The organism is Streptomyces sp. NPDC030838 (genome assembly GCF_055572035.1).
The window spans coordinates 63,876-89,817 of the sequence record NZ_JBVIED010000021.1; the positions used below are offsets into that span (position 1 = coordinate 63,876).

Consider the following 25,942-nt stretch of genomic DNA (forward strand, 5'->3'; position numbering starts at 1 on the left):
GGTGTTCACGACACGATTCGGTCACCACCCCTCGTCAGGGCGGTAGCGAAACCGTACGCATGTTCAGGACGTGGGTTCAGGACTCCGACGGCACGGTGTACAGCCGCACCGTGCGGGCGATGTCCCGCACGGTGGCGTCCGGGACCTCGTCGCGCACTCCGTCCGCGCCCGTGAACGACCATGACACCACGTCACCGTCCGGGTTCTCGAAGGCGAAGGTGGTGGCCTTGCCGTCCGAGTCGCACTTGCCGCGGCGTTCGACCCCGGTGGAGGACGAGGTGACGAGGCTGCCGGTGAGGCCGGAGGCGGTGGTGAACGAGGAGACCGGACCCGTGGTGACCTTCTGTCGGTCCGGCTGGGCGTAGAGGCCGTAGACCCAGTTCGCGGAGTCCGCGCGGGCGGCCTCCGCGGTGGTGCGGGCCCCGTTGTTGCCGCGGGTGCCCGCGCTCGCCAGCGAGGTGTCGTCGACGGTGCCGTCCCGGTCGTCGTCGGACGAGCACCACTTCTCCTTCAGCACGGCCGGCGCCTTCATCGCGACCAGCGGCCTGTCCTGCGGATCGTCCTCGTCGGCGACGTAGCTGACCCAGTCCGGGGACTGGAGCGCCCAGTCGGCGGGGACGTCGAAGGCGATGCCGAGATCCGGGTTGACCACGACCTTCCAGCCCGCGACGGTCGGCTTCGGGCCGTCCCCGGTGCGCGCGCCGCCGGTCGCGGACGGGGCGGCCGAGGACGTGCCGGGGGCCGGAGAGGGCGTCTCCTCGCCGTCACCGCCGAGCAGCACGGCCCCGGTCACGGCCGCGGCGACCACGACGGCCGCCGCCGCGCCGATCGCGACCGCCCTCGTCCGCCGCCCATCGCCCCCATCGCGCCCGCCGTGCCCGCCGTCGCCCCGCGGCGGGGCGGGGAGCGTGGGGGCGTCCCAGGGTGCCGGCCCCTGCTGGGCATAAGGGTTGGGCTGCTGATAGCCGGGCTGCCGGTACGGGTTCCCCTGCGGGCTCTGTGGTCCGCTCGTCGGCGGCTGCTCTCCATGCCACATGGGCCGCAAGGATACGGCGATCATCACACCGGTCGGGCCGGTGAAGGGTCTGGCCAGTGGAGGCTACTCGTGGGTAACCTTCCGCCATGAGCGCAGATCAGATGTCGATCGGCGAGTTGCTCGCCGCCACGGTGCCGATGGTTCGGACCCTGAACCTGGAGTACCTGGAGACCACTCCGGAGAAGGCCGTGCTGGCCCTCCCGGACCAGAGCGAGTACCGCAACCACGTCGGCGGGCCGCACGCGGGGGCCATGTTCACCCTCGGCGAGTCGGCCAGCGGCGCGATCGTCCTGGCCGCGTTCGGCGACCAGCTCTCGCGCGCGGTCCCGCTCCCGGTCCACGCCGAGATCGCCTTCAAGAAGATCGCGCTGGGCCCGGTGAAGGCCACCGCGACCCTCGGCCGCCCGATCGCCGACGTCATCGCCGAACTCGACGAGGGCAAGCGCCCGGAGTTCCCGGTGAGTGTCGCGATCCAGCGCGAGGACGGCGCCGTCACCAGTGAGATGACCGTCGTCTGGACGCTGCGCCCCAACAACTGAGCCTTCAGCTGAGCCTTTACCGCTGAAAAGGGCCCCGGTCGTCACGGCCGGGGCCCTTCTCGCGTCCTCGCTTCCTGTCGTCACGTACGCCGCTCTCGTTCAAAGCGTTGACACGAGTCACCATCGCTCATAGTTTTCCCGCCGCGCCCCTGATGCCTGACGGACAGTCACGTCGAGAAGGAGTGACGGCCGGTGACCGAAACCTTCCCCCGGAGATCCGCACGGCGACTGCTCGGTGGCGTCCTCATGGCCCTCGTGGCCGCCCTGCTCGCGCCGGTCCCGGCCCAGGCGGTCCCCTCCGACCCGCTCGTGGTGCGCACCGACGCGGGCCGGGTGCGCGGCGAGGCCACCGCCGAGGGGCGGCAGTTCCTCGGTGTCCCGTACGCGGAACCGCCGGTCGGCGCCCTGCGCTGGCGTGAGCCGCGGCCCGTCCGGCCCTGGTCCGGGGTGCGGCCGGCGCGGGACTTCGGCCCCACCTGCGTCCAGGGGGCGAGCTGGGACCCGGGCTACGAACAGCCCAGCCACACCGAGGACTGCCTCTCGCTCAACGTCTATGTCCCCGACGGCGGCGGCAGGCGCGCGGTGCTGGTCTGGTTCCACGGCGGCGGACTGACCGCCGGCGCCGGCAAGGACGTCGTGCCCGACACCTTCGCCCGGCAGACCGGCACGGTCGTCGTCACCGTCAACTACCGCCTCGGCGCCATGGGCTTCCTCGCCCTGCCCGGGCTCGACGGCGAGGCGCGCGACGGAGTCTCCGGGAACTTCGGCATGCTCGACCAGCAGGCCGCGCTGCGCTGGGTGCGCGCCAACATCGGCCGGTTCGGCGGCGACCCGGCCCGCGTCACCATCGCGGGCGAGTCGGCGGGCGGCCGGTCGGTGTGCACCCAGCTCGCCTCGCCAACGGCGCGCGGGCTGTTCCGGGCGGGGATCATCCAGAGCGGTGCGTACGGAGACTGCGCGGCCCGCACCCACGAGGCGGCGATCGCCCAGGGAGCCGCCTTCGCGCGGAAGCTGGGGTGCGCGGACGTGGCCTGCCTGCGCGGGAAGTCCGCCGAGGAGGTCCTGGCCGCCCAGGCGGACTTCGACTGGGGGCCGGTGACCGGCGGCGGCTTCCTGCCGCGGCAGCCTGCGGAGGCCTTCGCCGCCGGGGCCGCACGGGACATTCCGGTGATGAACGGGGCGAACCAGGACGAAGGGCGCCTTTTCGCCTTCGCGTCCTTCGACCTGAACGGCACCCCGCTCACGGCCGAGCGGTACCCAGCGGTCATGCGCCAGATCTTCGGCGCCTCGGGGGAGGAGGCCCTGCGGCGCTATCCGCTGTCGGCCCATCCCTCGCCGACCATCGCCTTCGGCACCGCCTTCGGTGACATGCTGTTCGCCTGCCCCGCGCTGCGGCTCGACGGCGCGCTCGCCGGGCGCGGCCCGGTCTACGCGTACGAGTTCGCCGACCGCAGCTCGCCGCCCTTCGCCTCGCTGCGGAACCTGGACACCGACTTCGACTTCGGGGCGACCCATGTCAACGAGGTGCAGTACCTCTTCAAGCACTTCGGGCTGGCCTCGCCGCTGAACGCCGAGCAGCGGGCGCTGTCCCGGCAGATGCTCCGGTACTGGGGGTCCTTCGTACGCGATGGGGTGCCCCGCGCGGACGGCGGGCCGGACATGCCCGGCGACGGCTCCCGCACGGTCCTCTCCCTGCGGACCCGGTCCGCGGGCGGGAACGCACCGAATACCGGCGTCCATCAGGAGCACCAGTGCGACCTGTGGGACGCGGCGGTGTCACCGTGACCGGGTAGGCTGCACCGGCATGCGCCCGCCCGGGCGCATGCCGGCCACGCGACGAGAGGGAAGCTGCGGTGCACGTCCAGGAATGGCTCGAGACCGTACCCGCGGTCAGCATCTACGCGCTGGTGGGAGTGGTCATCGGTCTGGAGAGCCTGGGCATTCCGCTGCCGGGCGAGATCATCCTCGTCTCCTCCGCGCTGCTCGCCTCCCAGCACGGCGACATCGACCCGGTGATCCTCGGCGCCTGCGCCACCGCCGGCGCGATCATCGGCGACTCCATCGGCTACGCCATCGGCCGCAAGGGCGGACGCCCGCTGCTGGCCTGGCTCGGCAAGAAGTTCCCCCGGCACTTCAGCGAGGGGCACATCGCCACCGCCGAGCGCTCCTTCGAGAAGTGGGGCATGTGGGCCGTCTTCTTCGGCCGGTTCGTCGCCCTGCTCCGGATCTTCGCCGGCCCGCTCGCGGGCGTGCTGCGCATGCCGTACTGGAAGTTCCTGATCGCCAACGTCCTCGGCGGGATCGTCTGGGCCGGCGGCACCACCGCGGTCGTCTACTACGTCGGTGTGGTCGCCGAGGCCTGGCTCAAGCGCTTCTCCTGGGTCGGCCTGGTGCTGGCCGTGTGCGTCGGACTGACCTCCATGCTGATCATCAAGCGCAAGGCGAAGAAGGCGACGGCGGCACCGCAGCAGGTGGCCGAGCCGGAGCCCGTCCCGGCCACCGACTGAGCCCTACGACTCCGAGGCGTGCACCTCGCGGTGCGCCTTCGCCAGCTCCGCGTACATCGTTCCGTTCAGCGTGATGCCCTCGCGCTCCTCGTCGGTCAGCTTCCGTATGACCTTCGCGGGTACGCCCGCGGCGAGCGAGCCCGGGGGCACGCGCATGCCCGGCGGCACCAGCGCCTGCGCGGCCACCAGCGAACCGGCGCCGATGACCGCGCCGTTGAGCACCGTCGCGCCCATGCCGATCAGACAGTCGTCCTCGACGGTCGCGCCGTGCACGACGGCGTTGTGCCCGATGGAGACGCGCTCGCCGACGGTGACGGGGGAGCCGGGGTCGGCGTGGAGCGTGCAGTTGTCCTGCACATTGCTGCTCGCGCCCACCGAGATCCGCTCGATGTCGCCCCGCAGCACCGCCCCGTACCAGACGCTCGCGTCCGCCCCCAGGGTCACGTCCCCGATCACGGTGGAGCCCGGCGCCGTGAACGCCTCCGGGTGCAGTACCGGTTCCTTGCCGCCGATCCCCGTGATCAGTGCCTGGTGAGCCATCCTCGCCTCCTCGTCGTCGACTACCCCCGCACCGTACGCCACCCGGTAGGGCGAAGATCACAGGCCTCCGGTCCCATGGGTCCCCCGGGCCCTGAGTACGGTGAGCGGGTGCCGAAGCCCAAGAACACGTTCTCATCATGGCGCCGCCGCCTGGCGCAGCGCGCGGTCCACGCGGGCTGGGCGTGGGTGCAGCGCACCGGCTCGGTCACCGCCGAGCACCCGGGACGGTTCCGCTTCGGCTCGATGGGCCCCGGCACCCGGCTGGCCTTCCCGCTCGGCACGGTCTTCGGCGAACCGTGGATCCACCTCGGCGCGCACTGCATCGTCGGCGAGCAGGTCACCCTGACGGCCGGTCTGATGCCCGATCTGGACCTCGGTCCCGAGCCGATCCTGCGCATCGGCGACGGCGTGGTCCTGGGCCGCGGCAGCCATGTCATCGCGGACACCACGGTCACCATCGGCAGCGACTGCTACTTCGGCCCGTACGTCTACGTGACGTCCACGAACCACTCGTACGACGATCCCCACCAGCCGATCGGCAAGCAGTGGCCGCGCATGGAACCGGTGGAGATAGGGCCCGGCTGCTGGATAGGCACCGGCGCGGTGATCTTGCCGGGTGCGCGGATCGGGCGGAACGTGGTGGTCGCGGCCGGAGCGGTGGTGCGGGGCACGGTGCCCGACCACGCCGTGGTGGCGGGGGCGCCCGCCAAGGTCGTACGGCGCTGGACGCCCGCCGAGGGCTGGCAGCCGCCGCTGCGCACCCCGGCGCCGGTGCCGATACCCGACGGGGTGACGTCCGATCAGCTGCTCAAGCTGTCCGGCCTCGACGAGGACGCGGTGGCCAGGCTGGCGGAACTGGACGACGTCGAGGCGGTCGACGCGGAGCCCTGACTCACCCGGTGGCCAGCAGCAGCGAGCCCGCGAGGGCCAGTCCCGCGCCCGCCGCCTGCACCGCGCGCAGCCGTTCGCTGAGGAAGCCGCGCGCGGCCAGGGCGGTCACCACCGGGTAGAGCGAGGCGAGGACGGCGGCCACGGTGACCGGGCCCTGCTGGGCGGCGATCGCGTAGGTGCCGTTGGCCGCGACGTCGGCGAGCCCGACGAAGCCGAGCGCGGGCAGCGCACGCCAGGGGAAGCCGTCGGCGGGGAGGGCGGGGGAGCCGCGCCGCACGGAGACGTAGAGGGCGGTGCCGCCCGCGACGACGTTGGTGACCCGCTGCACGAACAGCGCCAGGAACAGACCGGTGACCGTGGTCGAGGCCTCGGCGATCAGCGCCATCACCGCGCCGAAGCCGAACGCCGCGAGCAGGGTGAGCAGCACGGCCTGCCGCTGCACCGGGGCGCCCCGGAACTGGGGCCCGCCCGCGAGCACCACCCCGACCACGGCCACCACGATGCCCGCGAGCTGGAGCAGTCCCGGTCGTTCGCCCAGCACGAGCCCGACCCCGACCGGCACGGCCACGCCCAGCGAGCCCAGCGGGGAGACCACGCCCATCGGCCCCAGGGCGAGCGCCTTGTAGAAGGCGAGCATCGCCACCGGGCCCACCAGACCGGCGCCCACCGCGAACCACAGCTGCGGCCCGGCCTCGCTCCAGCCGCCGGTCGCGACCACGATCGCGCCGAGCACGAGCACGGCGATCGTCTGCGAGACCACCACCACGGTGAGCGCGGGGGTGCGCCGGGTCAGCAGTCCGCCGCCGAAGTCGGCCAGGCCCCACAGCAGGCTGGTGGCCAGGGCGAAGAGTGCTGTCACGGGGTGCCTCGCAGTACAGTTCGGTGAACGATCGGGTGCACCCCACCGTAGTTCAACAAACTGAACTCTGTCATCCAGAATATTGGACGGAATGTGTCGGACCTCGACCTGCTGACCCAGTCCCTGGCCCGCAACGTCAAGCGCTGGCGCTCCGAGCGGGGCTTCACCCTGGACACGCTCGCCGCCCGGGCCGGTGTCAGCCGCGGCATGCTCATCCAGATCGAGCAGGCCCGCACCAACCCCAGCCTCGGCACGGTCGTCAAGATCGGCGACGCGCTCGGCGTCAGCATCACCACCCTGCTCGACTACGAACAGGGCCCCAAGGTCCGGATCGTCCCCGCCGACCAGGCCGTCCGGCTCTGGCACACGGAGGCGGGCAGCTACAACCGGCTGCTCGCCGGCGCCGAGGCCCCCGGCCCGCTGGAGCTGTGGGAGTGGCGGCTGATGCCGGGCGAGTCGAGTTCCTCCGACCCGCACCCCGCGGGCACCGTCGAACTCGTCCATGTCACGGCCGGCGAGCTCACCCTCACCGTCGACGGCATCGAGTACCGCGTCCCGGCCGGCGCCAGCGCCTCCTTCGAGGCCGGGGCCCCGCACACCTACGGCAACGACGGCGACGTCCCGATGGAGATGGTGCTGGCCGTCTCGGTCCCGCCCGTCGGCTGAGACGGCCGGACGGCCGCCGCCGTACGGCTGTTACCGTGCGGCCATGCGTGCCCCCATCGGAGACTTCGACCAGGCCACTCCCGCCCCCGACTGCCTCGACGAACTGACCCGACCGGTCGCCGACGCCGTACGCCAGTGGTCCGGCGCCGTCCCCGCCGAGCAGATCCTCTACGTCGACACCGACCCGCGGTGGGCCGACACCGCCGTCTTCGTCGAGCACTACGGCCGGGACCTGCTGGAGCGGTCCGCGAACTGCGTGGTCGTCGCCGGGAAGCGCGGCGGCGAGAGCACGCTCGCCGCCTGTGTGGTGCTCTCCACGACCCGGGTCGACGTCAACGGCGTCGTCCGCCGCCACCTGGGTGCCCGCAAGGCCTCCTTCGCGCCGATGGACACGGCCACCGGGGAGACCGGCATGGAGTACGGCGGCATCACGCCGATCGGACTGCCCGCCGACTGGCCGGTGCTGGTCGACTCGGCGGTCGTCGACCTGCCGTACGTCCTGGTCGGCAGCGGACGGCGGCGCGGCAAACTGCTCGTGCCCGGCAAGGCGTTCGCCGAACTGCCGGGCGCCGCCGTGCTGGACGGGCTCGGCGTGCCCGTCTGACCGGTCGACCGATCAGGCCGTCGCGTGGTGGGCCAGCGCCAGATGCGGGTCCGCCTCGCCCGGCACCGGCGCCGGATCGGCGTGCACCAGGGCGGCCGTCAGTCGCGGTACGGCGTGCAGCAGGGCGTGTTCGGCGTCCACCGCGATCGCATGGGCCTGACGTACCGTCACCTCGCCGTCCACGACCACCGCCACCTCGGCCCGCAGCCGGTGCCCGATCCAGCGCAGCCGCAGCTCGCCCACCTCGCGCACGCCCGGCACCGCGCGCAGCGCCCGCTCGGCCCGGTCCACCAGCGCCGGGTCGACGGCGTCCATCACCCGCCGGACCACCTCGCGCGCCGCGTCCCGCAGCACCAGGACGATCGCCGCGGTGATCGCCAGTCCGACGACCGGGTCGGCCAGATGCCAGCCGATCGCGGAGCCGCCCGCGCCCAGCAGCACCGCCAGCGAGGTGAAGCCGTCGGTGCGGGCGTGCAGCCCGTCGGCGACCAGCGCGGCCGAGCCGATCTCCCGGCCGACGCGGATCCGGTACCGGGCCACCCATTCGTTGCCCACGAAACCGACCAGCGCGGCCGCCGCCACCGCCGGCACATGGGCCACCGGGCGCGGATCGAGCAGCCGCTCGACCGCCGTCCACCCGGCGAACGCCGCGGAGGCGGCGATGGTCAGCACGATCACGATGCCCGCCAGGTCCTCGGCCCGGCCGTAGCCGTAGGTGAAGCGGCGGGTGGCCGCGCGGCGGCCGAGCAGGAACGCGATGCCGAGCGGTACGGCGGTCAGCGCGTCCGCCGTGTTGTGCACCGTGTCGCCGAGCAGCGCCACCGACCCGGACACCGCCACCACGACGGCCTGCGCGAGCGCCGTCGCTCCCAGCACCGCCAGCGAGACCCAGAGAGCGCGTATTCCGCGGGCGGAGGACTCCAGGGCGGAGTCGATCTTGTCGGCGGTGTCGTGGGAGTGCGGGGTGAGGAGGTGGGCGAGGCGGTGGCGGATGCCGTGGCGGTGAGGGTGCTCATGGCTGGGGCCGTGGCTGGTGCTGTGGCTCTGGCTGGCGCCGTGGCTGTGACTGTGGCCGTGGTCGTGCGGGTGGCCTTGGGGGTGGTCGCTCACGGGGTGCTCCTTCCGATGCGCGGCGGAGGGCGGGTGCGCGGCACTCTCCGCACATTATGTGCGCAAGAGCGCACGCATGCACCTGTTACCTGCGCATGCTGCGCAGCCGCGCATCACGCGCCGGACGTCACCAGGAGGCGAGGGCGGAGATGCCCAGGTACTGCTCCGCGAACGCGGTCGCCGCGCCGGGGGAGTCGAACAGGCGGCGCAGCCGGGCGAGCGTGGTGCCCGCGCGGTAGGGGTCGCCGGAAGCCGTCCCGTGGTACATCTCGGACAGTCACTGCGAGAACTCCTGGTAGTCCCAGACCCGTCCCAGGCAGGCCGCCGAGTACCCGGTCAGCCCGGCGGCGTCGCCCCGGGTGAGGTACCCGACGAGCGCGTCGCCGAGCAGGAAGGCGTCGTGCAGGGCGAGGTTCATGCCCTTGGCGGCGATCGGCGCGGTGAGGTGTGCCGCGTCGCCGGCCAGGAACAGCCGGCCGTACGCCATCGGCTCCACGACGTAGTTGTGCATGTCCAGCACGCGCTTCTCGATCAGCCGCCCCTCCGTCAGCGGCGGGGCGTCCGCCGCGCCGAGCCGCTGCCGCAGCTCGGCCCAGACCCGCTCGTGCGGCCAGTTCGCCGGGTCGTCGCCGGGCGGGCACTGGAGGTAGTAGCGGGTGACCTCGGGGCTGCGCGCCATGTGCCCGGCGAACCCGTGCGGATGGATGCCGAACACCACGCAGTCGGAGGACGGCGGCGCCTCGGCGAGCAGCGCCAGCCAGCCGATGCCGTAGTCCTGCCGGGCGATCCGGGTCAGGTGCGGCGGCAGCGCGGTACGTGTCACCCCGCGCGCCCCGTCGCAGCCCGCGATGAACTCGCAGCGGATCAGCTGTCGTTCACCGGTCTCCGGGCAGAGATACGACACCGCCGGATGGTCCGTGTCCGGATCGTGCAGCCGGACGTCCCGCACCCCGAAGCGGATGTCGCCGCCCCGCACGTCGGCGTACTCCCGCACCAGGTCCGTCACGAGCAACGGCTGCGGATAGACGAAGTGGTGATGCCCCGTCAGCTCGGTGTACGGCAGCCGGTGCCGCCGTCCGCCGAAGCGGAACTCGCACTGGGTGTGCCGCTGGGCCCGCGCCAGCAGGTTCCCGGCCAGGCCGCGCCGCTCCAGACCGCGTACGGCCCACTCCTCCAGCACCCCGGCCCGTGGCCGTCGCTCGATGAACTCCCTGCTCTCCGCCTCCAGCACCACACAGTCGACGGAGGCGGCCCGCAGGATGTTGCCGAGGGTCAGCCCGGCCGGCCCGGCGCCGACGATGACGACCGGAAAGCGTTGCGGGGCAGGGGAGTTGGTGTGGGGGGAGGTGGTGGACACCCGAGCATTATGACGGCTGGTCCAGCTGCGGTATCTCGATGGCGGGGCAGCGGTCCATCACCATGTCGAGACCGGCCGCGCGGGTGCGCTCGTACGCCTCCTCGTCGATGACGTCGAGCTGGAACCAGACCGCCTTCGCGCCCTTCGCGACCGCCTCGTCGGCGACGGCTCCGGCGAGGCCGCTGTTGACGAAGACGTCCACCACGTCCACGTCGAAGGGGATGTCCGCGAGCGAGGCGTAGCCCTTCTCGCCGTGCACCGTCTCCGCCTTCGGGTGGACGGGCACGACACGCTTGCCGAAGCGCTGGAGCACGCGGGCGACGCCGTAGGCCGCGCGCCGCTCGTTGTTCGACAGGCCCACCACGGCCCATGTGTCGCCGCTCTCGGTGAGGATCTTGCGGACGGTCGCTGCGTCGCCGTACACCTGGGGCCTCCCGGGCCTTGTGGAGCTTCTCCTGCTGTTCCGACTGTTCCGAGCAGGAGAACGGCCGACGGCCGGCGAAGATTCCCGGCCCGCGCACCTGCGCGCGGACGGCGCCGGGCCTACGCTCGCACCGTGCTGCGCATCATCGACGCCCGAACCGGAGAACCCGTCGAGGCCGCCCCCGCCCGCCGGGGCCTCACCCGTGTCGAGGCGCACGTGCCGGGCCTCGACCCCACCGCTCTGCGCGTGCTGCTGGTCGCCGATGTCCTCGTACGGGCCCTGGAACTCGGCGGGACGCCCATCTGGGGGCTGCTGTCCGCCGAGCGGCAGCACGCGGAGCTGAGGGCGGCGGCCGCCGCACTGGGCATCCGGCCCTTCGAGGACCGCCGGGACGTCGGCCCCGGGCTGGGCGAGCGGCAGGTGCTGCACGTCCTCGCGGAGGACGGCGGCGTGCCGGACGGGGTGCGGGTGGCCGTGGCGGCGGTCGAGGGGTCCCTGCCCGCGGACGCCGGCCCCCTCGCCCTGCCCGCGGACGCCGGCCGCCCCGCCCTGCCTCCGGACGCCGACCCCGCCGCCGTGCGGCTTGTGCTGCTGTCGCGTCCCAGGAGCGAGGTCGTGCGGCTGGACGCGGGCGCCCTCGACGCGGCCGGGGAGGAGCTGGCCGGATGGCGGCGAGCCGTGGCCCGGTGGGCGCGGCAGCCGTCCCGGCCGGTCCCCGACGAGGTCCGCGGACGGCTCCGCGCCGCCTGGGAGGACGACCTGGACGTGCCCGGCGTGCTGCGTGTCCTGCGCTGGGTGGAGAGCGAGCCCGGGCTGCCGGACGGCGCCCGCTTCGAGACGTACGTCTACGCTGACCGGCTCCTCGGCCTCGACCTCGCCGGCGACCTGGGAGCCCCGGCGTGATCACGCGCGCGGGGTCGGGCCCGCTCCGGCGTCTGGTGGTGCTGCGGCACGCGAAGTCCGCCTGGCCGCCCGACGTGCCCGACCACGACCGTCCGCTCGCCCCGCGCGGGCGGCGCGACGCTCCGGCCGCCGGGCGGGCCCTCGCCGCGGCCGACCTCCTGCCGGACCTCGCGCTGTGCTCCACCGCCGTACGCGCCCGGCAGACCTGGGAGCTGGCCGCCGCCCAGTGGGGCACCCCGCCGCCGGTCCGGCACGACCCGCGGCTGTACGCCGCGGACGTGCCCGAGCTGCTCGCCGTCGTGCACGAGGTGCCGCCCGAGGTGCGCACCCTGCTGCTCCTCGGGCACAACCCCGGACTGGAGGAACTGGTGCTCGACCTGGCCGGGGACGGGCTGAATGACACCCTGGAGCGGGTCCGGACCAAGTTCCCGACCTCGGCGATCGCCGTCCTCGCCTGGCGCGGCGCCGAGTGGCGGGCGCTCGCCCCCGGCGGGGCGCTGCTGACCTGGGTGACGGTACCGAGGGGGAAGAAGAAGTAGCCGCCGCATAGGCTGGCCGGATGCAGGACGAGTACCGCACGGTCGCCCGCGCGGGCGTGCACGAGACCGAGGTCAACCGCTCCCGCTTCCTGTGCGCCCTGGCGCCGGCGGCCACCGAGCGGGAGGCCCAGGACTTCATCGCCGCCGTGCGCAAGGAGCACGCCGACGCCACCCACAACTGCTGGGCGTACGTCATCGGCGCCGACGCCGCGATCCAGAAGGCCAGCGACGACGGCGAGCCCGGCGGCACCGCCGGCGTCCCCATGCTCCAGATGCTGCTGCGCCGCGACATGCGGTACGTCGTCGCCGTCGTCACCCGCTACTACGGCGGGGTCAAGCTCGGCGCGGGCGGACTCATCCGGGCGTACGGCGGAGCGGTCGGCGAGGCCCTGGACGCGCTCGGCACGCTCACCCGGCGGCGCTTCCGGCTGGCCACGGTGACCGTCGACCACCAGCGCGCGGGCAAGGTGCAGAACGATCTGCGCGCGACCGGCCGCGAGGTGCGGGACGTGCGCTACGCGGAGGCGGTCACGATCGAGATCGGCCTGCCGGACGCCGACGTGGACGCCTTCCGGGCCTGGCTCGCGGACGTCACCGCGGGGACCGCCGGGTTCGAACTGGGCGGGGAGGCGTACGGGGACGCCTGACAAAACTGGTTGATCGTCCCCTATGGGTGCGATCAGTACAGCACGGCGGCCGGGCGGGGGTCAGCGGCTGCCGCCCGGCCGTGGCAGTTCCAGCTTCAGCGGGCCGCAGCCGAGGCGGGCGGCCTCGGCCTCGACGTAGCGGGGGAAGAGGGTGCGCACGTCCGTGCTCATCCCGCTCTCGTTGGCCTGCACGAGGAACACCGTCGGGCCCGCCTGGCAACGGGCCCGGAAGACGCCGAGGTTGGGGCCGAGGCCGCCGTAGCCGGCGGCGGAGTGCACCCGGTCGCCCTCGTTCAGCGTCATCCTCGTGAAGATCGCGGCCAGCCGCGGGTCCTCGACGGTCATCAGGCGCTGTCCCGGCTGCGAGCCGGTGATGTCCCGGTCGCAGGTGCGCACCGGGCCGTGCCCGTCGGTGATCATGGGGTACCGGTCCGGCTTGCGCTTCTTGCCCAGGGTCAGCCCCTTGATGCCGCAGAGCGCGTCCGGCTTCTCCGTGCGGGTGTAGCGGGCGGCCTTCGGCAGGCGTTCGACCGGATCGGCGATCGTGCCGGTGCAGCCCAGGTCCGCGCTGACCTTGTTGACGAGCTTCACGACCGTGCGGGCCATCCAGTCCCGCTCCTCGGTGCCCGGCTCCATGTCGCTGATCCAGCTGCCCCGGGCGATGTCCACGACGGTCGGCCCGTCCAAGTCGCCGGGGCGGCCCAGGCAGCCGTCCGGGACGGCGAGCCAGGCGCGGTTGTCCGAGGCCATGCCCAGGAGGCCGCCGCCGAGCGGGGTGAGACGGGCGGAGAGGAACTCATCGGCCCACTTGCCATCGTCGCCGGCCCGGTCGTCCAGCTGGTGCACCCGGGCGGTGAGCGCCCATCCGTCGCCGTCGCTGTTCGTCAACTGGCAACTGCCGGTGGGCCCGTCCAGGCTCTCACCGTGCAGCACGGGCGCCTCGACCGCCTTGACGTCCTCGGGCTTGCGGAACATCGGGGCGAGGTCATCGCGGGACATCGCGCCCCAGCACACCTCATCCGGCGCGAACGGCCCGGCCTGCGTCTGCCAGGCCATGCCGCCGACACCGAGCAGCACCCCGGCGAGACCTGCGGCCAGCAGCGGCCGGACCCGGCCGCGCAGCAGTCTGCGCCAGTGCCACCGGCGCAGGCGCCGCTCGCTGAGCGGCTCCCGCTCGGCGGGCAGGGGCTGCTCGTATCGGTTCGGCTCGTCCGCGGTGCTGCTCACCGGGCGGCTCCCTTGGGGGCGATGGGGGCGCAGCCCAGGCGGCGGGCGACCGCGTTGGCGAAGGCGGCGAGATGGCCGGGTTCGGTGGAGGTGCCCATCAGCAAGGTGACGGGCCGGCCGGCGCAGTCGGCTCGTACGATCGCGTGGTTCTCGCCGATGGTGCCCATGCCGCGCCAGCCGGGGGCCACGGGGCGTTCGCCCGCGATGCCGTCGAACACCGCGGCCAGCCGGGGCTGCGCGACCATGGCCAGCTGCAGGTACGTCAAGCCGTCGCGATCGCCACGAACGCTGCACGTCTGCAGGTCGCGGGTGACCGCGCCGGTCTGAAACTCGATGTCCTCCGTGTCGAGGTGCAGGCCGCGGATGCCGCAGACGTCCTCAGTGGTGCCGAAGACGCGCTCCCACTCGCCCGGCAGGTCGTAGAGCGGCGAGCTGACCCTCAGCGGCTCGTCCGGCGCGCAACCGGCCGCCGCCATCCCGCGGTTGGCCGCCGCGACGAGCAGCACCGCCGCCTGACGGGCGCCGCCCAGATCGGCCGGATCGCTCTGGGTGTATGAGGAGCCGCCGGTGTACGTGCCGGACGCCTGCATGGTGACGACGGTCGGCCGGCCGTCCGGCGCATCGCAGGACTTCGGGAGCACCAGCAGGCCACCGCGCCCGTTCACCGTGCCCGGCAGCCCGTCCGGGAGCGGGACCATGTCGCCGCCCAGGAAACCGTCATGGATCATCGTGATCCGGGCTTCCGCGGCCTTGGGGACCGGGCCGTACTCGACGGACACCCGCTGGTCGATGGAGAGCTTGTCGCCGTCGTAACTGCTCCTGTAGTCGGCGGCGATGGAGATTTCGCACCTGCCAGTCGGGCGCTCGCGGGTGGGCGCCGTCTCCTCGCTGGTGCGTGACCCGTCGTCATCGTCGCCGAAGGCCTCGTCGCCGAGGAAGTCCGGGCCGCTGTCCTTCTCCCATGCGCCCCAGCAGTAGCGGTCCTTCGGCCACGGCCAGGTGTCTGCCGCCCACGTGCCGAGCCCGGTCCCCGCGAGCGCGAGCACCAGCGCGGATATCAGCGACAACCGGCCGCGCCTGCTGTGTGGCAGCGCCCGGCGCAGCCGACCGGGCGCCGCGGGCGCCTCGTCGGTCTCACTCACCCCGTGATCCCCCTCTGGCACAGGCAGGTGTCGAGAACCGGTTCCCCACGTGCGCCCTTGCCGTAATCACACACCACACTGATCTCGACCCGCAGTGTAATCATCTGTTGACAACAGCAAAGGAGTTGCCCGCTTCAGGCACATACCTCCAGCAGCGGCAGCAGCTGAGTGACGTCGTTGCGGTTCCGGGTGTCAGGACATGAGGAGCTGCTCCAGGTCCGCCGGGGGTGGGTGGCCCACGAAGCGGGCGAGGGCGGTCGCGGGGGCAGAGGTACCAGCGAGGATGCCTCCCAGGAGGGCGCCGGTGTCGGGGTGGAGGAGGATCTTGGCGTAGTGGGTGTCGTCCTCGGCGTACACGAGCTCGAGGACCTGGCCGTCCCCGGGGTCCGTGGTGCCGAACGTGGCGACGTTCAGGCCGAGGAGTTTGAGGGTGGTCGCGGCTACGGTGGCGCCGTCCAGAGGTTCGTGCTCGTGGCCCAGCAGTTGGCGGGCCACGCTGTCCGCCATGCGGTAGCCCGGGGCAGCGAGGCCGTAGCACCGTCCGTGGACCGCCGCGCATTCTCCGATGGCCCAGACGCGCGCGTCGGAGGTGCGGCAATGCTCGTCGACGAGGAAGCCGCCGCGCTCGCCGCGGTCCAGGCCCATGGGTCCGGCGAGCTCGTCGCGGGGGCGGATGCCCGCGGCGAACACCACCAGGGTGGTCTGCAGGACCGTGCCGTCCGACAGGGTCACGGCGCGGATCGTCCCGTCGGGGTCGCCATCGATCGAGGCGACGGCCACCCCGCAGTGCGTGCGCAGGCCTGAGTCGGCGACGTGCCGTTGAAGGACGCGGGCCGCGCCGACGTCGAGTTGTGCGGGCATCAGATGGGGCGCGGTCTCCACGATGTGGGCGCGCATGCCGAGCAGCCGCAGGGCCTCGGCCGCCTCCAGACCGAGGAGCCCGCCGCCGATCACGATACCGGGGCGGCCGGGGCGCGCGGCGCTGCGGAGGGCGTCGAGATCGTCGAACGTACGGTAGACGAAGCAGCCGGCCAGGTCGTGGCCGGGGACCGGGGGGACGAACGGGCGTGAGCCGGTGGCCAGGACGAGCGCGTCGTACCGGACTCTGTCCCCAGCCGCGGTCCGTACCGTACGCGCCGCCCGGTCGACTGCCACCGCGGGGCACGACAGCCGGAGTTCCACCCGGGGGTCACCGAGGAAGTCCTCTCCGGCCAGCGTGAGGTCGCTCCGGTCCTTGCCGTCCAGGTACGACGAGAGGCCGACGCGGTCGTAGGCCGGGTAGCGCTCCTCGGCCAGGACGACGACGCGCCAGGCGGATGTGGCGTCCAGCATCCGTATCCGGTCGGCGAGACGGTGGCCGGCCATTCCGTGGCCGACGACGACGAGCGTACGGGTCACGATGCCCTCCCCGGTGCGTGTGCGGTGTGCCGCGCCCACCGGTCGCAGAGTTCCTCGACCTCCCGGACGCAGCCGCCGCAGCCGGTCGTGGCGCGGGTCGCCGTGGCGAGCGTCGTGACGGTGCGGGAGCCGGCCAGCCACGCCGTGTGCAGTTGGCGCCGAGAGACGCCGTTGCAGAGGCAGACCGGCGCATGCTCGCCCGGCCCCGGGCTGTTCGACGCCGGCCTGGGTGGCAGGCCGAGCAGCAGACCCAGCCGGTCGGAAGGGAGCCACTCGCCGCGCCGGTGGAGACGGCCGATCGTGGCGATGGCCTGGGGAAGGCCCAACAGCACGGCGGCGACGACGCGTTCGTCGCGCAGCACCAGCCGGGCGTACCGTCGGCCGGCCGGGTCTGTGAACGTGAGCCGGCGGGTGCCGGGCTGGTCGAGGTCGGCGGGCGAGCCGAGGCAGGACACGTCGGCCACCCGGGTCCGCAGACGGAGCGCGGGCGGCTCGGGCCGGTACGGCTCTGGGCGGCCGGTAAGGATCCGGGCGAGTGCCTCCGCCTGCTCCCAGGCGGCGCCGAGTCCGGCCAGGGTCCGGCCGCGGTGTTCGGCGCAGTCCCCGAGGGCGTGGATACGGGCATCGTCGGTGCGGAGCTCGTCGTCGACCACGATCCCCTCGCGGACCCGCAGCCCGGCGGCGCGGGCGAGTCCGGTGTCGGGGACGGCGCCCGTGCACAGCACGAGCGTGTCCGCGGGCAGTGCCGTTCCGTCGTGGAGCAGCAGTCGGCCCGACTCGCGACGCACAGCGGTGGCGTCGCCGACGACCGTTACCCCCGCTTGGCCCAGCCGCTCGGTGAGCATGCTGCCGCCGGTGTCGCCAAGCCACTCGTACAGGGGGTGGGGCCGCGCGCAGACCAGCGTTGTCCGGGTGCCGCGCTCGGCGAGCGCGGCGGCGGTCTCCACACCCAGCGGTCCACCGCCGAGCACGACCACCCGGTCGCCGGTGATCCGGCCGGTATCCGCCGCCGTACGCAGGGTTGTCACCCCTGGGGCCGGGTTCCCGTCGCGGCCGATGATGCCGGGGGCGTCCGGGATCCGGGCGCGGGCGCCTGTCGCGAGGACCAGGGTGTCGTAGGCGTACGTGGTCTCGGCCCCGGTCGCTCCGTCCTTGCGTGCCCGCACCAGGCGCCGTTCGCGGTCGATGCCGGTCACTGTCGAGCCCAGATGAACGCGGGTGCCGGGCGGGGTCGGCAGCCGCGTGGCCTCGGGGGCGAGCCGGCCGGCGACGACGGACGTCAGGAGAGGGCGAAGGTAGGCGGGCTCGGGCTCGGACCCCAGGATGGTGACGGGCCCCACGTGGCCGTGGTGGCGCAGGCGTTCCGCGAGGCGCTGCGTCGCCGGGCCGTTGCCGATGATGAGGACATGGCTCACGGCGTCACTCCTGGTGCGCGGCGATCCGCACCGCGCACACCTTGAACTCGGGCATACGACTGCGCGGATCGAGCGCCGGGTGGGTGAGGAGGTTGGCCCGGCCCTCCCCAGGAAAGTGGAAGGGGACGAACACCGTGTCCGGGCGCATGGTCGGATCCAGCCGCACCCGGGCCGTCATGCTGCCGCGGGCGGACGCGATCACGGCGAGGCCTCGGTCGCGCAGACCGGAGCGGGCCGCGGTGTCGGGATGGATCTCCACGAACGACTCGGGCACGGCCTCGTTCAGTTCCGCGACCCGGCGGGTCTGTGCACCGGACTGGTAGTGCGCCAGGACCCTGCCGGTCGTGGCGTAGAGGGGATAGTCGGCGCTGATGTCCTCCGCCGGCCTCCGGTGGTCCACCTCGGCGAATCGCGCCCTGCCGTCGGCGTGCGCGAACCGGTCCAGGAAGAGCCTCGGCGTACCCGGGTGGCGCTCGGTACTCGTGCCCGGCCCCGTACCCGAATCCGGCTCGGGGCTCGCAGGGCACGGCCAGTACAGACTCTCGCCGGCGTCCAGGCGCTCGTAGGAGACGCCGGAGTAGTCGGCCGGCCCGCCCCGCGAGGCGGCCCGCAGCTCCTCGAACACCATCCGCGGGTCGGTGGGATAGCGACTCGCGGGCTCACCGAGCCGTACGGCGAGCTCGTGCAGGACCCGCAAGTCGCCCCATACGCCTTCCGGAGGGGGCACCAGCGCACGGCGGCGCAGGACGCGGCCCTCGAGGTTGGTCATGGTGCCCTCCTCCTCCGCCCACTGCGCGACGGGCAGCACCACATCGGCCATGCGGGCGGTCTCCGAGGGCAGGAAGTCCGCGACCACCAGGAGGTCGAGCGACGTCAGCCGCTCGGCGATGAGGGAGGCGTGTGGGGCCGAGACGACCGGGTTCGACCCGAACACCAGCAGCGCCCTTGGCCCCTGGTCGCCGCCCAGCGCGTCCAGCAGTTCGTACGCGCTGCGGCCGGGTCCCGGCAGGTCCTCCGATGCCACGCCCCACACGCCCGCGACATGCGCACGCGCCGCCGGATCGGATATCGACCGGTAGCCGGGCAACTGGTCGGCCTTCTGGCCGTGCTCGCGCCCGCCCTGGCCGTTGCCCTGCCCGGTCAGGCAGCCGTACCCGCTGCCATCGCGCCCCGGGAGGCCGAGGGCGAGCGCGAGGTTGATGAACCCGGCCACCGTGTCGGTGCCCTTGCTGTGCTGCTCGACGCCACGGCCGGTCAGCACGTAGGCGTTGCGGGCCGTGGCGAGCTTCCGGACGGCTTCCCGTTGCGCGCTCGCGGCGACTCCGGTGATCTCCTCGACCCGCTCGGGCCACCACGCCATCGCACGCCGCGCCGCCGCGTCGAAGTCACGGGTGCGCGCGCGGATGTAGTCCTGGTCGAGCAGGCCGTCCACGATCGCGATGTGCAACAGGCCGAGCACGAGGGCGAGATCGGTGCCGGGTGCGGGCTGCAGATGCAGCGCCGCGCGCCGGGCGGTCGCGGTGCGCCGCGGATCGATGACGATGAGCTCGGCTCCATCGAGGTGCTGCATCAGCGGCGGCATGGTCTCGGCGACGTTCGCGCCGGCCAGGAGTACCGCATGCGCGCGGCGGAGGTCGGTCACGGGGAAGGGCAGTCCGCGGTCGAGGCCGAAGGCCGCGTTCCCGGCCGCTGCGGCGGAGGACATGCAGAACCGGCCGTTGTAGTCGATCTGACTGGTGCGCAGGGCGAGACGGGCGAACTTGCCCAGCATGTAGGCCTTTTCGTTGGTGAGACCGCCGCCACCGAAGACCGCCACGGCGTCGGGGCCGTACCGTTCGGTGATCCGGCGCAGGCCCTCGGCCACCTTGTCGAGCGCGGTGTCCCACGAGGCCTCGGCCAGTTGGCCGTCCGGGCGGCGGACCAGCGGCCGGGTGAGACGGTCGGGGGCGGCCAGCACCTCGGGGGCGGTCCAGCCCTTCCGGCAGAGCCGGCCCCGGTTGACGGGGAAGTCGGCCGGCACCACCCGCACGCCGGAGGCCCGATCGCCGGTCAGCCGCGTGCCGCACTGCAGCGCGCAGTACGGGCAGTGGGTGTTCGTCTCTGGTATGGGGTCCGTTATGGGGGACGGCAGTTCAGACATGGGCTTCCTCGACGACGTTCACACGGTGGCTCCCGACGGGCCTACGGGGCAGGTAAACGGCCCGGATCAGCACCATGCACAGCACGTAATAGGCAAGGAAGGCGAGGAACGCGGGGGTGCCGGAGCCGGAGCCGTCGGTGTAGGAGAGCTTGAAGGTGACATTGATGGCGGCACCGCCGAGTGCACCGACGGCGCCGGCGATCGCGATGACCGCGCCGGACAGGCGGCGGGCGCGGGCGAAGGCACCGGTCGCGTCGCACCCTCCGGTGATCTCGTCCTCGGCCCGCTGGGCGAACACTGCGGGGATCATCTTGTACGTGGAGCCGTTGCCGACCCCGCTGAGGATGAACAGCACCACGAACCCCACGACGAACAGGCTGAACGAGTTCAGCCTGGCCGCCACCACCAGCACGACGGTGCCGGCGCCCATGCCGAGGAAGTTCCAGTACGTGACCCTCGCCCCGCCCAGGCGGTCGGCGAGCCGGCCGCCCAGCGGGCGGGAGACGGACCCCAGCAACGGGCCGAGGAAGGTGTAGCCCATGGCCTCCAGGGGAGTGGTGCCGAACTCGTTCTGCAGGACCAGACCGAGGGCGACGCCGTAGCCGATGAACGAGCCGAACGTGCCGATGTAGAGGAGGCAGATCCACCAGGTGTCACGGTCCAGGGCGGCCTCGCGCTGGGCGCCGGGCGCGGTCCGTACGGCGTCGACGTTGTCCATCTTCCACGCCGCGAGCAGCGCGACGATCAGGATCAGGGGCAGGTAGACGGCCGCGACGTACGAGGGATGGGCGGTGCCCGCGATGGAGATGACGGCGAGTCCGGCCAGCTGGACCGCCGCGACCCCGAGGTTTCCGCCGCCCGCGTTGAGACCGAGGGCCCAGCCCTGATGACGCCGCGGGTAGAAGGCGGTGATGTTGGTCATCGAGGAGGCGAAGTTGCCGCCCCCGAGACCGGCCAGCGCAGCGATCGCGAGGAACACCCACAGCGGGGTGCCGGGCCGCTGCACGAAATACAGGGCCAGCAGCGCGGGGACGAGCAGGATCGCGGTGGCGAAGACGGTCCAGTCGCGTCCGCCGAACCGCGTTACCGCGAAGCTGTACGGCAGGCGCAGCAGCGAGCCGACGACGGTGGGAACCGCCACCAGCAGGAACTTCTCGCCCTGGTCGAAACCGAAGCCGATCTCCGGCGACATGAACAGGACGAGGACGGACCACAGGGTCCACACCGAGAACCCGACGTGCTCGGAGAGGACCGAGAAGACGAGGTTGCGGCGGGCGACGCGGTGACCGCCCTCGTTCCAGGCGTCCTCGTCCTCGGGGTCCCAGTTGGTGAGCCAGCCGCGCCGTTCGGCGGGTGTGTCGGTCATGATGCTCCGGATCAGTCGACGGCCGGGTCAGCGGCTGTTGATGACGCAGGTGAGCTTGGCCGAGCAGGTCAGGTTCCCGTGCTCGTCGCTGATGGCGATCTCGTACGTCGCGATCCGGGACCCCAGGTGCAGCGGGGTGCACACGCCGGTGACGAGGCCTGACCGGGCCGGGCGGTGGTGGGTGCAGGACAGTTCGAGACCGGCCACCGTGCCCTTCGTGGCCGCGTGCAGACTGGCCGCGACCGAGCCGAGCGTCTCGGCGAGGACGGCGTTCGCCCCGCCGTGCAGCCAGCCGAAGGGCTGCTGGTTGCCCTCCACCGGCATGGTGCCGATCAACCGCTTCGGGTCCCACGAGGTGATCTCGATGCCCATGCGGAGGGCCAGTTGCTTGTCGGCCAGGTGTGGCGGCACCTGCAGCATGCGTGGCGTGACGCCATCGTCCGGTCCCTGCGGGGTGGCGGGCGGTGTGGTGGATTCCATGGGGTGTCTTCTTCGGATTCGGGTGAGGACGGGAGCGGATCAGGAGACGGAACGGGGTTCGTACGGGACGTCGGGCCTGGTGTCGGACGGGCTCCGCACCGCTGAGGCAAGGCCGAGCAACGGCTCGGTCCGGGCCGGAACGGCGAGCGCCGCACGACAGCCGGCCGTTACCGGCAGGTCGCGGACGGTCCATTGCGAGACCGCACCGTCGGCCGTCCCGTGGCGGACGACGGCTGTGTCCCGCCAGGGCTGCACCTCGACTCGGCGCAGGTCGGCTTCTATGCCGATCCCACTGGCCTTCACGACGGCCTCCTTCCTGGTCCAGCAGCTCATGAACGCGGCCTGGCGCAGCTGTGGCGCGAGGCCGGCCAGGTACTCCCTTTCGGCTTCGCTCAGCACGGCGGGGCCCAGGACGCTCAGCTCGACCGGGCGGATCCGTTCGATGTCGACGCCGATCGGCTCGCCGTCCGCCGCCGCGAACAGCCAGTGCGCGCCGGACCGGGACAGACTGAACTCCCAGGAACCGACCGGGCTTTCGACGACCGGACGGCCGTGGTCCGGCCCGCCGCAGCCCGGGCAGGCGAGCCGACCGAAGCGCATCCCTTCGGGGGTGTCGCCGGACTGCTCCGCCAGACAGCGGCGTGCGGTCGCGTGGACCGCCGCGTACGCGGCGGCCCGGTGGGGCTGTCGGAAGCGCCGCGCCCGGCGCCGCTCCTCGGGGGCGAGGACGGCGAGATCGCGCAGGTCCGGCTCACCGGCCGCCTGCCCGTAACGCACCAGCACGCGCAGCCGGGGACGCGGAGATGCGGTCACGGAGCCGTGCTCGGGTACGCCGCCTCGGCGGTCGCCACCAGCGGCGCCAGCCATCCGAAGGCCTGGGTCCACTCCGGACGGACCGGCTCCGCGGTCGGCCCGGTGTCGGCGTACGGCGTACACACCGGAATTCTGGGCAGTCCGTCGCCGTCGGCGGGCCGGCGCAGCAGCAGTGCCACGGCGCTGTCGCCGGCGGGCAGTCTGTCGAGCGGGACGCCCCCTCCCGCGAGCGAGCCGTGCACCCAGGTGGCGCGCTCGTTCGGAGCGCATTCCACACCCACCACGAGCAGCTGGTCCACGTCGCCGGCGTCGATGAGGACGCGGGCCATGCCCATCGCCTCGGCGGCCAGGTCCGTCGCGCCCGACACGCAGGTGAACGGTCCGGTGATGTCGTACACCTTGCCCAGGTGTCCCAGGATCGAGGTGGTCACCGACTGGTAGAAGAGGAGCGGATTGTGGACCTGTCCCTCCATCACGCGCTGGGTGGACGTGTCGGTCGTCGTGGTGTCGCCGAACAGAGTGGCGACCACGATCCCCGTCCGGTGTCCCGCCGTGGCGTCGGGGCCGCCGAAGGCCTCGGGCGCGCCCAGGCAGGCCTGGGCGACAGCGTGCACGAGCGGGCTGAACCGGGAGCCGACGAACCCCCTGACCTTGGGCAGCCTCACCGGCGCGGCGCCAGGCAGACCGTCGGCGGCCTCACCCCAGGGGGTGAGCACCGCCACCGACGACAGGGCGAGGGTGCCGGGGTCTCCTGCGGTCTCGCGTGGGGTCATGGGGTCGGCTCCTGGTGACCGGCGGGGCGGGCCCGCTTGAGGACGAGCGCCGCGTTGACCCCGCCGAAGGCGGCGTTCAGGGAGAGCGCATGGGTGATGGGGACGGGCCGGGGGCCCTCTGGGACGTAGTCCAGGTCGCAGTCCGGGTCGGCCTCGCGCAGCCCCAGCGTCGGCGGTAGCAGTCCGTCCTGGAGGGCGAGCAGGGTGATCACGGCCTCCACGCCGCCCGTGGCCTCCAGCATGTGGCCGGTGCTGCTCTTGGTCGAGCTGACCGGGATGCGGGGCGCGTACTCGCCGAAAACGGTGTGCAGGGCCGTGGTCTCCGCGACGTCGTTGAGGGCGGTGCCGGTGCCGTGCGCGTTGACGTAGTCGATGTCTTCCGGTGCGAGCGCCGCCCGCCGCAGCGCGGCGCGCGCGGCGGCGGCCATGCCGGCACCCTGCGGATGGGGCTGGACGACCTGGTACGCGTCCGATGCCATGCCCCAGCCCGCGAGCCAGCCGAGGATCTCCGCCCCGCGCGCCCGTGCTGCCGTCGCCGACTCCAGGACGAGGACGGCAGCGCCGTCGCCCTGCAGCAGGCCCGCGCGGTCTGCGGAGAAGGGCCGCGGCACCGGTTGCCGCGTCATCGCCTGGCCCGAGTCGAAGCGGGCGAAGACGTCCTCGGTGACCATGGACGCGCCGCCGCAGACCGCCGTGGTCACCGCTCCGCTGCTGATCAGCTGGGCGGCGTGGGCGATGGCGTTGGTCGCGGCGACACAGGCGTTGACAAACGCCAACCGGGGCGTGCCGAGGCCGAGTTCCTCCGCGATGCGCTGCGGGATCCGGCCGGCCAGGCTGTCCAGGCTGCGCGGCGCGTCGGGGGACCGGCCGGCCTGCCGGGCCGCCCAGAAGTGCCGCCCGGTGGAGTGGTCGCCGTTGGTGCCGAGCAGTACGGCGGCACCGGCCCCGTCGGTGCCGGCCATCTCCAGGGCCGAGCGGGCACAGGCGAGCAGCACCTCGACCTGTCCGGGCGTGGTGCCGGGCCCGATCGGCACTCCGGGGACCTCGGGGCCCTGCCCGGTGTACTCCGCCGCGTACGACGCGTGGAAGGGGGTGGGGTCGAAGCGGGTGACGGGGCCGAACGCGGACCGCCCGGCGAAGACCCCGTCCCGCAGGGCCTGGGCGCCGAAGCCGAAGGCGGTGAAGACCCCGTAACCGGTGACGACCACGTCCTGCGGTCCCGTCATGACGTCACGTCCTCGGTGGGGGCGTGGACCTCGGCGGGGGCGGCCGGGGCGGTGTTCTTGCCGGCCCGGGCGGAGACGCAGACGACGAGCACGGCCAGCAGCTGGAGCACCACCGCGGTCACCATCAGCCAGGTCGCGCCGTGGCTCAGCGCGATGCCGCCGGCGAGACCGCCCACGGCTTGTCCGGCGTACACGGCCGAGCCGTTGAGGGACAGTGCCACCGGTCCCTGCGGGCCGGCCGTGATGATCAGGCGCTTCTGTTGCGCGGGGTTGATAACCCAGCCGATCAGACCCCACAGGGCGATCAGGACGTAGAGCAGCACACCGCCCATGACCGAGTGGGACGGGCCCGCCCAGGCGAAGAGGGTCAGCAGGCTCAGACTGACGGCCAGGAGCGCGGACGCGATGATCGCGACTCGCTGCGTCGGGTAGGTGTCGATCAGCCAGCCCGCCGCCATGTTGGACAGCACGCCGCACAGGCCGTAGAGGAGGTAGACCCAGGAGACGGCGCCTTCGCCGATGCCCGCGGTGCGCTCCGCGAACCAGGGGATGTAGGCGTACAGGGTGAACATGCTGCAATACGTCAGCACGGTGCCGAGCAAGATCGTGGGGATGCCGGGCAGCTTCGCAGCACGAACCCGGTCGCCGAGCGAGGCGATGTTCGCGGCGGGCGTCGGCGGCAGCGCCCTCATCAGGCCGACCAGGGCCAGCAGGCTGAGGACGGCGACCAGGACGAACGTGGCGCGCCAGTTGGCGGCATGGCCGACGACGGTGCCGAGGGGGACGCCGAGCGCGCTCGCCAGCGTGAGTCCGCCGAGCACAGTGGTCAGGGCCCGGCCACGCTCCTCGGGGGCGGCCACGGCCGCCGCGCTGGCGGAGGCGGCCGGCATGAACAGCGCGGCGGAGACCGCTGCGAGGACGCGCGCCACCATCAGCACCGGGTAGGTGGGCGCGACGGCCGCGAGGAGATTGGCCGCGACGAATCCAGCCAGCGCGATCTGGAGGACCTTGTCCCGGTTCAGGCTGCCTGTGGCGACCGCGAGGAAGGGCGCGCCCAGTGCGTACACGCCGGCGAAGACGGTGATCAGTAGCCCCGCCGCCGTCAGAGAGACGCCGAGGCTCTGTCCCACGGCGGGCAGGACGCCACTGATCACGAAAGCGTCCGTGCCCAGGGCGAAGGCCCCGAGCGTCATCAGCAGGATCGGCTTCCGGGCCGCCCCACTGGGCAGAGTGGCGGTGAGGGATGGCAGGCGCATGATGACGGTCTGATCCTCCAGGTAGGAGCGTGGGGGGTGGCGGCGAACGCGCTGTGTCCGGCGCGGACGTCGGGCGGGAGCGCC

General features: G+C 73.1%; 25 protein-coding genes and 1 pseudogene. 9 read left to right on the plus strand and 17 right to left on the minus strand.

The window, feature by feature from the left end; genetic code table 11:
* Positions 1-76 precede the first annotated feature (76 nt).
* Complete coding sequence (locus tag ACZ42A_RS37340) at positions 77-1,036, minus strand: DUF8017 domain-containing protein (protein ID WP_468531814.1); 960 nt, start codon at positions 1,034-1,036, stop codon at positions 77-79.
* A 101-nt stretch (positions 1,037-1,137) separates the two neighbouring features.
* Between ACZ42A_RS37340 and ACZ42A_RS37345 the strand changes: the two genes are divergently transcribed.
* From ACZ42A_RS37345 to ACZ42A_RS37355, 3 genes are all read left to right on the plus strand, one after another.
* A complete protein-coding gene (locus ACZ42A_RS37345) occupies positions 1,138-1,575 on the plus strand; it encodes a DUF4442 domain-containing protein (protein WP_468531901.1) in 438 nt (145 codons plus the stop codon).
* Positions 1,576-1,767: 192 nt separating this feature from the next.
* Positions 1,768-3,360 (plus strand): carboxylesterase/lipase family protein, encoded by a 1,593-nt coding sequence (locus ACZ42A_RS37350; RefSeq protein ID WP_468531815.1) that lies wholly within the window; start codon positions 1,768-1,770, stop codon positions 3,358-3,360.
* A gap of 68 nt (positions 3,361-3,428) precedes the next feature.
* The gene (locus ACZ42A_RS37355) at positions 3,429-4,082 is read left to right on the plus strand and encodes a DedA family protein (RefSeq protein ID WP_468531816.1); all 654 of its coding nucleotides are present in this window, start codon (positions 3,429-3,431) and stop codon (positions 4,080-4,082) included.
* Positions 4,083-4,085: 3 nt separating this feature from the next.
* On the opposite strand, the gene ACZ42A_RS37360 is transcribed toward ACZ42A_RS37355, so the two are convergent.
* The gene (locus ACZ42A_RS37360) at positions 4,086-4,622 is read right to left on the minus strand and encodes a gamma carbonic anhydrase family protein (RefSeq protein ID WP_468531817.1); all 537 of its coding nucleotides are present in this window, start codon (positions 4,620-4,622) and stop codon (positions 4,086-4,088) included.
* Between the two features lie 108 nt (positions 4,623-4,730).
* Between ACZ42A_RS37360 and ACZ42A_RS37365 the strand changes: the two genes are divergently transcribed.
* Positions 4,731-5,513: an acyltransferase gene (locus ACZ42A_RS37365; protein WP_468531818.1), complete on the plus strand. Its 783-nt coding sequence runs from the start codon at positions 4,731-4,733 to the stop codon at positions 5,511-5,513.
* A 1-nt stretch (position 5,514) separates the two neighbouring features.
* Here ACZ42A_RS37365 and ACZ42A_RS37370 read toward each other — a convergent pair whose 3' ends face one another.
* Positions 5,515-6,372, minus strand: coding sequence for an EamA family transporter (locus tag ACZ42A_RS37370; RefSeq protein WP_468531819.1), 858 nt, complete (start codon positions 6,370-6,372; stop codon positions 5,515-5,517).
* A gap of 93 nt (positions 6,373-6,465) precedes the next feature.
* Here ACZ42A_RS37370 and ACZ42A_RS37375 point away from each other — a divergent pair, with 93 nt between their 5' ends.
* Together ACZ42A_RS37375 and ACZ42A_RS37380 are read left to right on the plus strand one after the other, a co-directional pair.
* Positions 6,466-7,038 carry a helix-turn-helix domain-containing protein gene (locus ACZ42A_RS37375; protein ID WP_468531820.1) on the plus strand — a complete coding sequence of 191 codons (573 nt, stop codon included), beginning with the start codon at positions 6,466-6,468 and terminating at the stop codon, positions 7,036-7,038.
* Positions 7,039-7,081: 43 nt separating this feature from the next.
* Positions 7,082-7,642 (plus strand): YbaK/EbsC family protein, encoded by a 561-nt coding sequence (locus ACZ42A_RS37380; protein ID WP_468531821.1) that lies wholly within the window; start codon positions 7,082-7,084, stop codon positions 7,640-7,642.
* 12 nt (positions 7,643-7,654) lie between these two features.
* Here the strand turns inward: ACZ42A_RS37380 and ACZ42A_RS37385 are convergent, their stop codons facing one another.
* The 3 genes and pseudogenes from ACZ42A_RS37385 to ACZ42A_RS37395 all read right to left on the minus strand — a co-directional run bounded on the left by ACZ42A_RS37385 (position 7,655) and on the right by ACZ42A_RS37395 (position 10,533).
* Positions 7,655-8,752 (minus strand): cation diffusion facilitator family transporter, encoded by a 1,098-nt coding sequence (locus tag ACZ42A_RS37385; protein ID WP_468531822.1) that lies wholly within the window; start codon positions 8,750-8,752, stop codon positions 7,655-7,657.
* A gap of 127 nt (positions 8,753-8,879) precedes the next feature.
* A pseudogene (locus ACZ42A_RS37390) lies at positions 8,880-10,109 on the minus strand (4-hydroxybenzoate 3-monooxygenase).
* 7 nt (positions 10,110-10,116) lie between these two features.
* Positions 10,117-10,533 carry a CoA-binding protein gene (locus ACZ42A_RS37395; protein ID WP_468531823.1) on the minus strand — a complete coding sequence of 139 codons (417 nt, stop codon included), beginning with the start codon at positions 10,531-10,533 and terminating at the stop codon, positions 10,117-10,119.
* Positions 10,534-10,665: 132 nt separating this feature from the next.
* On the opposite strand from ACZ42A_RS37395, the gene ACZ42A_RS37400 reads away from it, so the two are divergent.
* From ACZ42A_RS37400 to ACZ42A_RS37410, 3 genes are read left to right on the plus strand one after another with little or no spacing between them, the layout of a single operon-like run.
* Positions 10,666-11,436, plus strand: coding sequence for a hypothetical protein (locus ACZ42A_RS37400; protein ID WP_468531824.1), 771 nt, complete (start codon positions 10,666-10,668; stop codon positions 11,434-11,436).
* Positions 11,433-11,975: a SixA phosphatase family protein gene (locus tag ACZ42A_RS37405; RefSeq protein ID WP_468531825.1), complete on the plus strand. Its 543-nt coding sequence runs from the start codon at positions 11,433-11,435 to the stop codon at positions 11,973-11,975. Before ACZ42A_RS37400 ends, ACZ42A_RS37405 begins: the two co-directional genes overlap by 4 nt.
* A 20-nt stretch (positions 11,976-11,995) precedes the next feature.
* Entirely contained in the window at positions 11,996-12,622 is a 627-nt protein-coding gene (locus ACZ42A_RS37410; RefSeq protein ID WP_468531826.1) for a YigZ family protein, read from the plus strand.
* A 60-nt stretch (positions 12,623-12,682) separates the two neighbouring features.
* Here the strand turns inward: ACZ42A_RS37410 and ACZ42A_RS37415 are convergent, their stop codons facing one another.
* The 11 genes from ACZ42A_RS37415 to ACZ42A_RS37465 all read right to left on the minus strand — a co-directional run bounded on the left by ACZ42A_RS37415 (position 12,683) and on the right by ACZ42A_RS37465 (position 25,858).
* Positions 12,683-13,849 carry a hypothetical protein gene (locus ACZ42A_RS37415; RefSeq protein ID WP_468531827.1) on the minus strand — a complete coding sequence of 389 codons (1,167 nt, stop codon included), beginning with the start codon at positions 13,847-13,849 and terminating at the stop codon, positions 12,683-12,685.
* The gene (locus ACZ42A_RS37420; protein WP_468531828.1) at positions 13,846-14,991 is read right to left on the minus strand and encodes a hypothetical protein; all 1,146 of its coding nucleotides are present in this window, start codon (positions 14,989-14,991) and stop codon (positions 13,846-13,848) included. Before ACZ42A_RS37420 ends, ACZ42A_RS37415 begins: the two co-directional genes overlap by 4 nt.
* Positions 14,992-15,183: 192 nt before the next feature.
* Positions 15,184-16,389: an NAD(P)/FAD-dependent oxidoreductase gene (locus ACZ42A_RS37425; RefSeq protein ID WP_468531829.1), complete on the minus strand. Its 1,206-nt coding sequence runs from the start codon at positions 16,387-16,389 to the stop codon at positions 15,184-15,186.
* A complete protein-coding gene (locus tag ACZ42A_RS37430) occupies positions 16,386-17,804 on the minus strand; it encodes an FAD-dependent oxidoreductase (protein ID WP_468531830.1) in 1,419 nt (472 codons plus the stop codon). Before ACZ42A_RS37430 ends, ACZ42A_RS37425 begins: the two co-directional genes overlap by 4 nt.
* A gap of 4 nt (positions 17,805-17,808) precedes the next feature.
* Entirely contained in the window at positions 17,809-19,944 is a 2,136-nt protein-coding gene (locus ACZ42A_RS37435; protein ID WP_468531831.1) for a molybdopterin oxidoreductase family protein, read from the minus strand.
* Complete coding sequence (locus tag ACZ42A_RS37440) at positions 19,937-21,310, minus strand: MFS transporter (RefSeq protein ID WP_468531832.1); 1,374 nt, start codon at positions 21,308-21,310, stop codon at positions 19,937-19,939. The genes ACZ42A_RS37435 and ACZ42A_RS37440 overlap by 8 nt, the downstream gene beginning before the upstream one ends.
* Positions 21,311-21,337: 27 nt before the next feature.
* Entirely contained in the window at positions 21,338-21,790 is a 453-nt protein-coding gene (locus ACZ42A_RS37445; protein WP_468531833.1) for a hotdog fold thioesterase, read from the minus strand.
* 39 nt (positions 21,791-21,829) lie between these two features.
* On the minus strand, positions 21,830-22,603 hold the full coding sequence (locus ACZ42A_RS37450) for a 4'-phosphopantetheinyl transferase family protein (RefSeq protein ID WP_468531834.1): 774 nt from the start codon (positions 22,601-22,603) through the stop codon (positions 21,830-21,832).
* Complete coding sequence (locus ACZ42A_RS37455) at positions 22,600-23,376, minus strand: beta-ketoacyl-[acyl-carrier-protein] synthase family protein (protein WP_468531835.1); 777 nt, start codon at positions 23,374-23,376, stop codon at positions 22,600-22,602. The genes ACZ42A_RS37450 and ACZ42A_RS37455 overlap by 4 nt, the downstream gene beginning before the upstream one ends.
* Entirely contained in the window at positions 23,373-24,602 is a 1,230-nt protein-coding gene (locus tag ACZ42A_RS37460; RefSeq protein WP_468531836.1) for a beta-ketoacyl-[acyl-carrier-protein] synthase family protein, read from the minus strand. Before ACZ42A_RS37460 ends, ACZ42A_RS37455 begins: the two co-directional genes overlap by 4 nt.
* Entirely contained in the window at positions 24,599-25,858 is a 1,260-nt protein-coding gene (locus ACZ42A_RS37465) for an MFS transporter (RefSeq protein WP_468531837.1), read from the minus strand. Before ACZ42A_RS37465 ends, ACZ42A_RS37460 begins: the two co-directional genes overlap by 4 nt.
* Positions 25,859-25,942 lie beyond the last annotated feature (84 nt).

Excerpts from the sequence above, each read along its gene's own strand:
- ACZ42A_RS37340 (WP_468531814.1), bottom strand. The coding sequence starts at position 1,036 with ATGTGGCATGGAGAGCAGCCGCCGACGAGCGGACCACAGAGCCCGCAG.
- ACZ42A_RS37345 (WP_468531901.1), top strand. The coding sequence starts at position 1,138 with ATGTCGATCGGCGAGTTGCTCGCCGCCACGGTGCCGATGGTTCGGACC.
- ACZ42A_RS37360 (WP_468531817.1), bottom strand. The coding sequence starts at position 4,622 with ATGGCTCACCAGGCACTGATCACGGGGATCGGCGGCAAGGAACCGGTA.
- ACZ42A_RS37380 (WP_468531821.1), top strand. The coding sequence starts at position 7,082 with ATGCGTGCCCCCATCGGAGACTTCGACCAGGCCACTCCCGCCCCCGAC.
- ACZ42A_RS37410 (WP_468531826.1), top strand. The coding sequence starts at position 11,996 with ATGCAGGACGAGTACCGCACGGTCGCCCGCGCGGGCGTGCACGAGACC.
- ACZ42A_RS37435 (WP_468531831.1), bottom strand. The coding sequence starts at position 19,944 with ATGTCTGAACTGCCGTCCCCCATAACGGACCCCATACCAGAGACGAAC.
- ACZ42A_RS37440 (WP_468531832.1), bottom strand. The coding sequence starts at position 21,310 with ATGACCGACACACCCGCCGAACGGCGCGGCTGGCTCACCAACTGGGAC.
- ACZ42A_RS37445 (WP_468531833.1), bottom strand. The coding sequence starts at position 21,790 with ATGGAATCCACCACACCGCCCGCCACCCCGCAGGGACCGGACGATGGC.
- ACZ42A_RS37455 (WP_468531835.1), bottom strand. The coding sequence starts at position 23,376 with ATGACCCCACGCGAGACCGCAGGAGACCCCGGCACCCTCGCCCTGTCG.
- ACZ42A_RS37460 (WP_468531836.1), bottom strand. The coding sequence starts at position 24,602 with ATGACGGGACCGCAGGACGTGGTCGTCACCGGTTACGGGGTCTTCACC.
- ACZ42A_RS37465 (WP_468531837.1), bottom strand. The coding sequence starts at position 25,858 with ATGCGCCTGCCATCCCTCACCGCCACTCTGCCCAGTGGGGCGGCCCGG.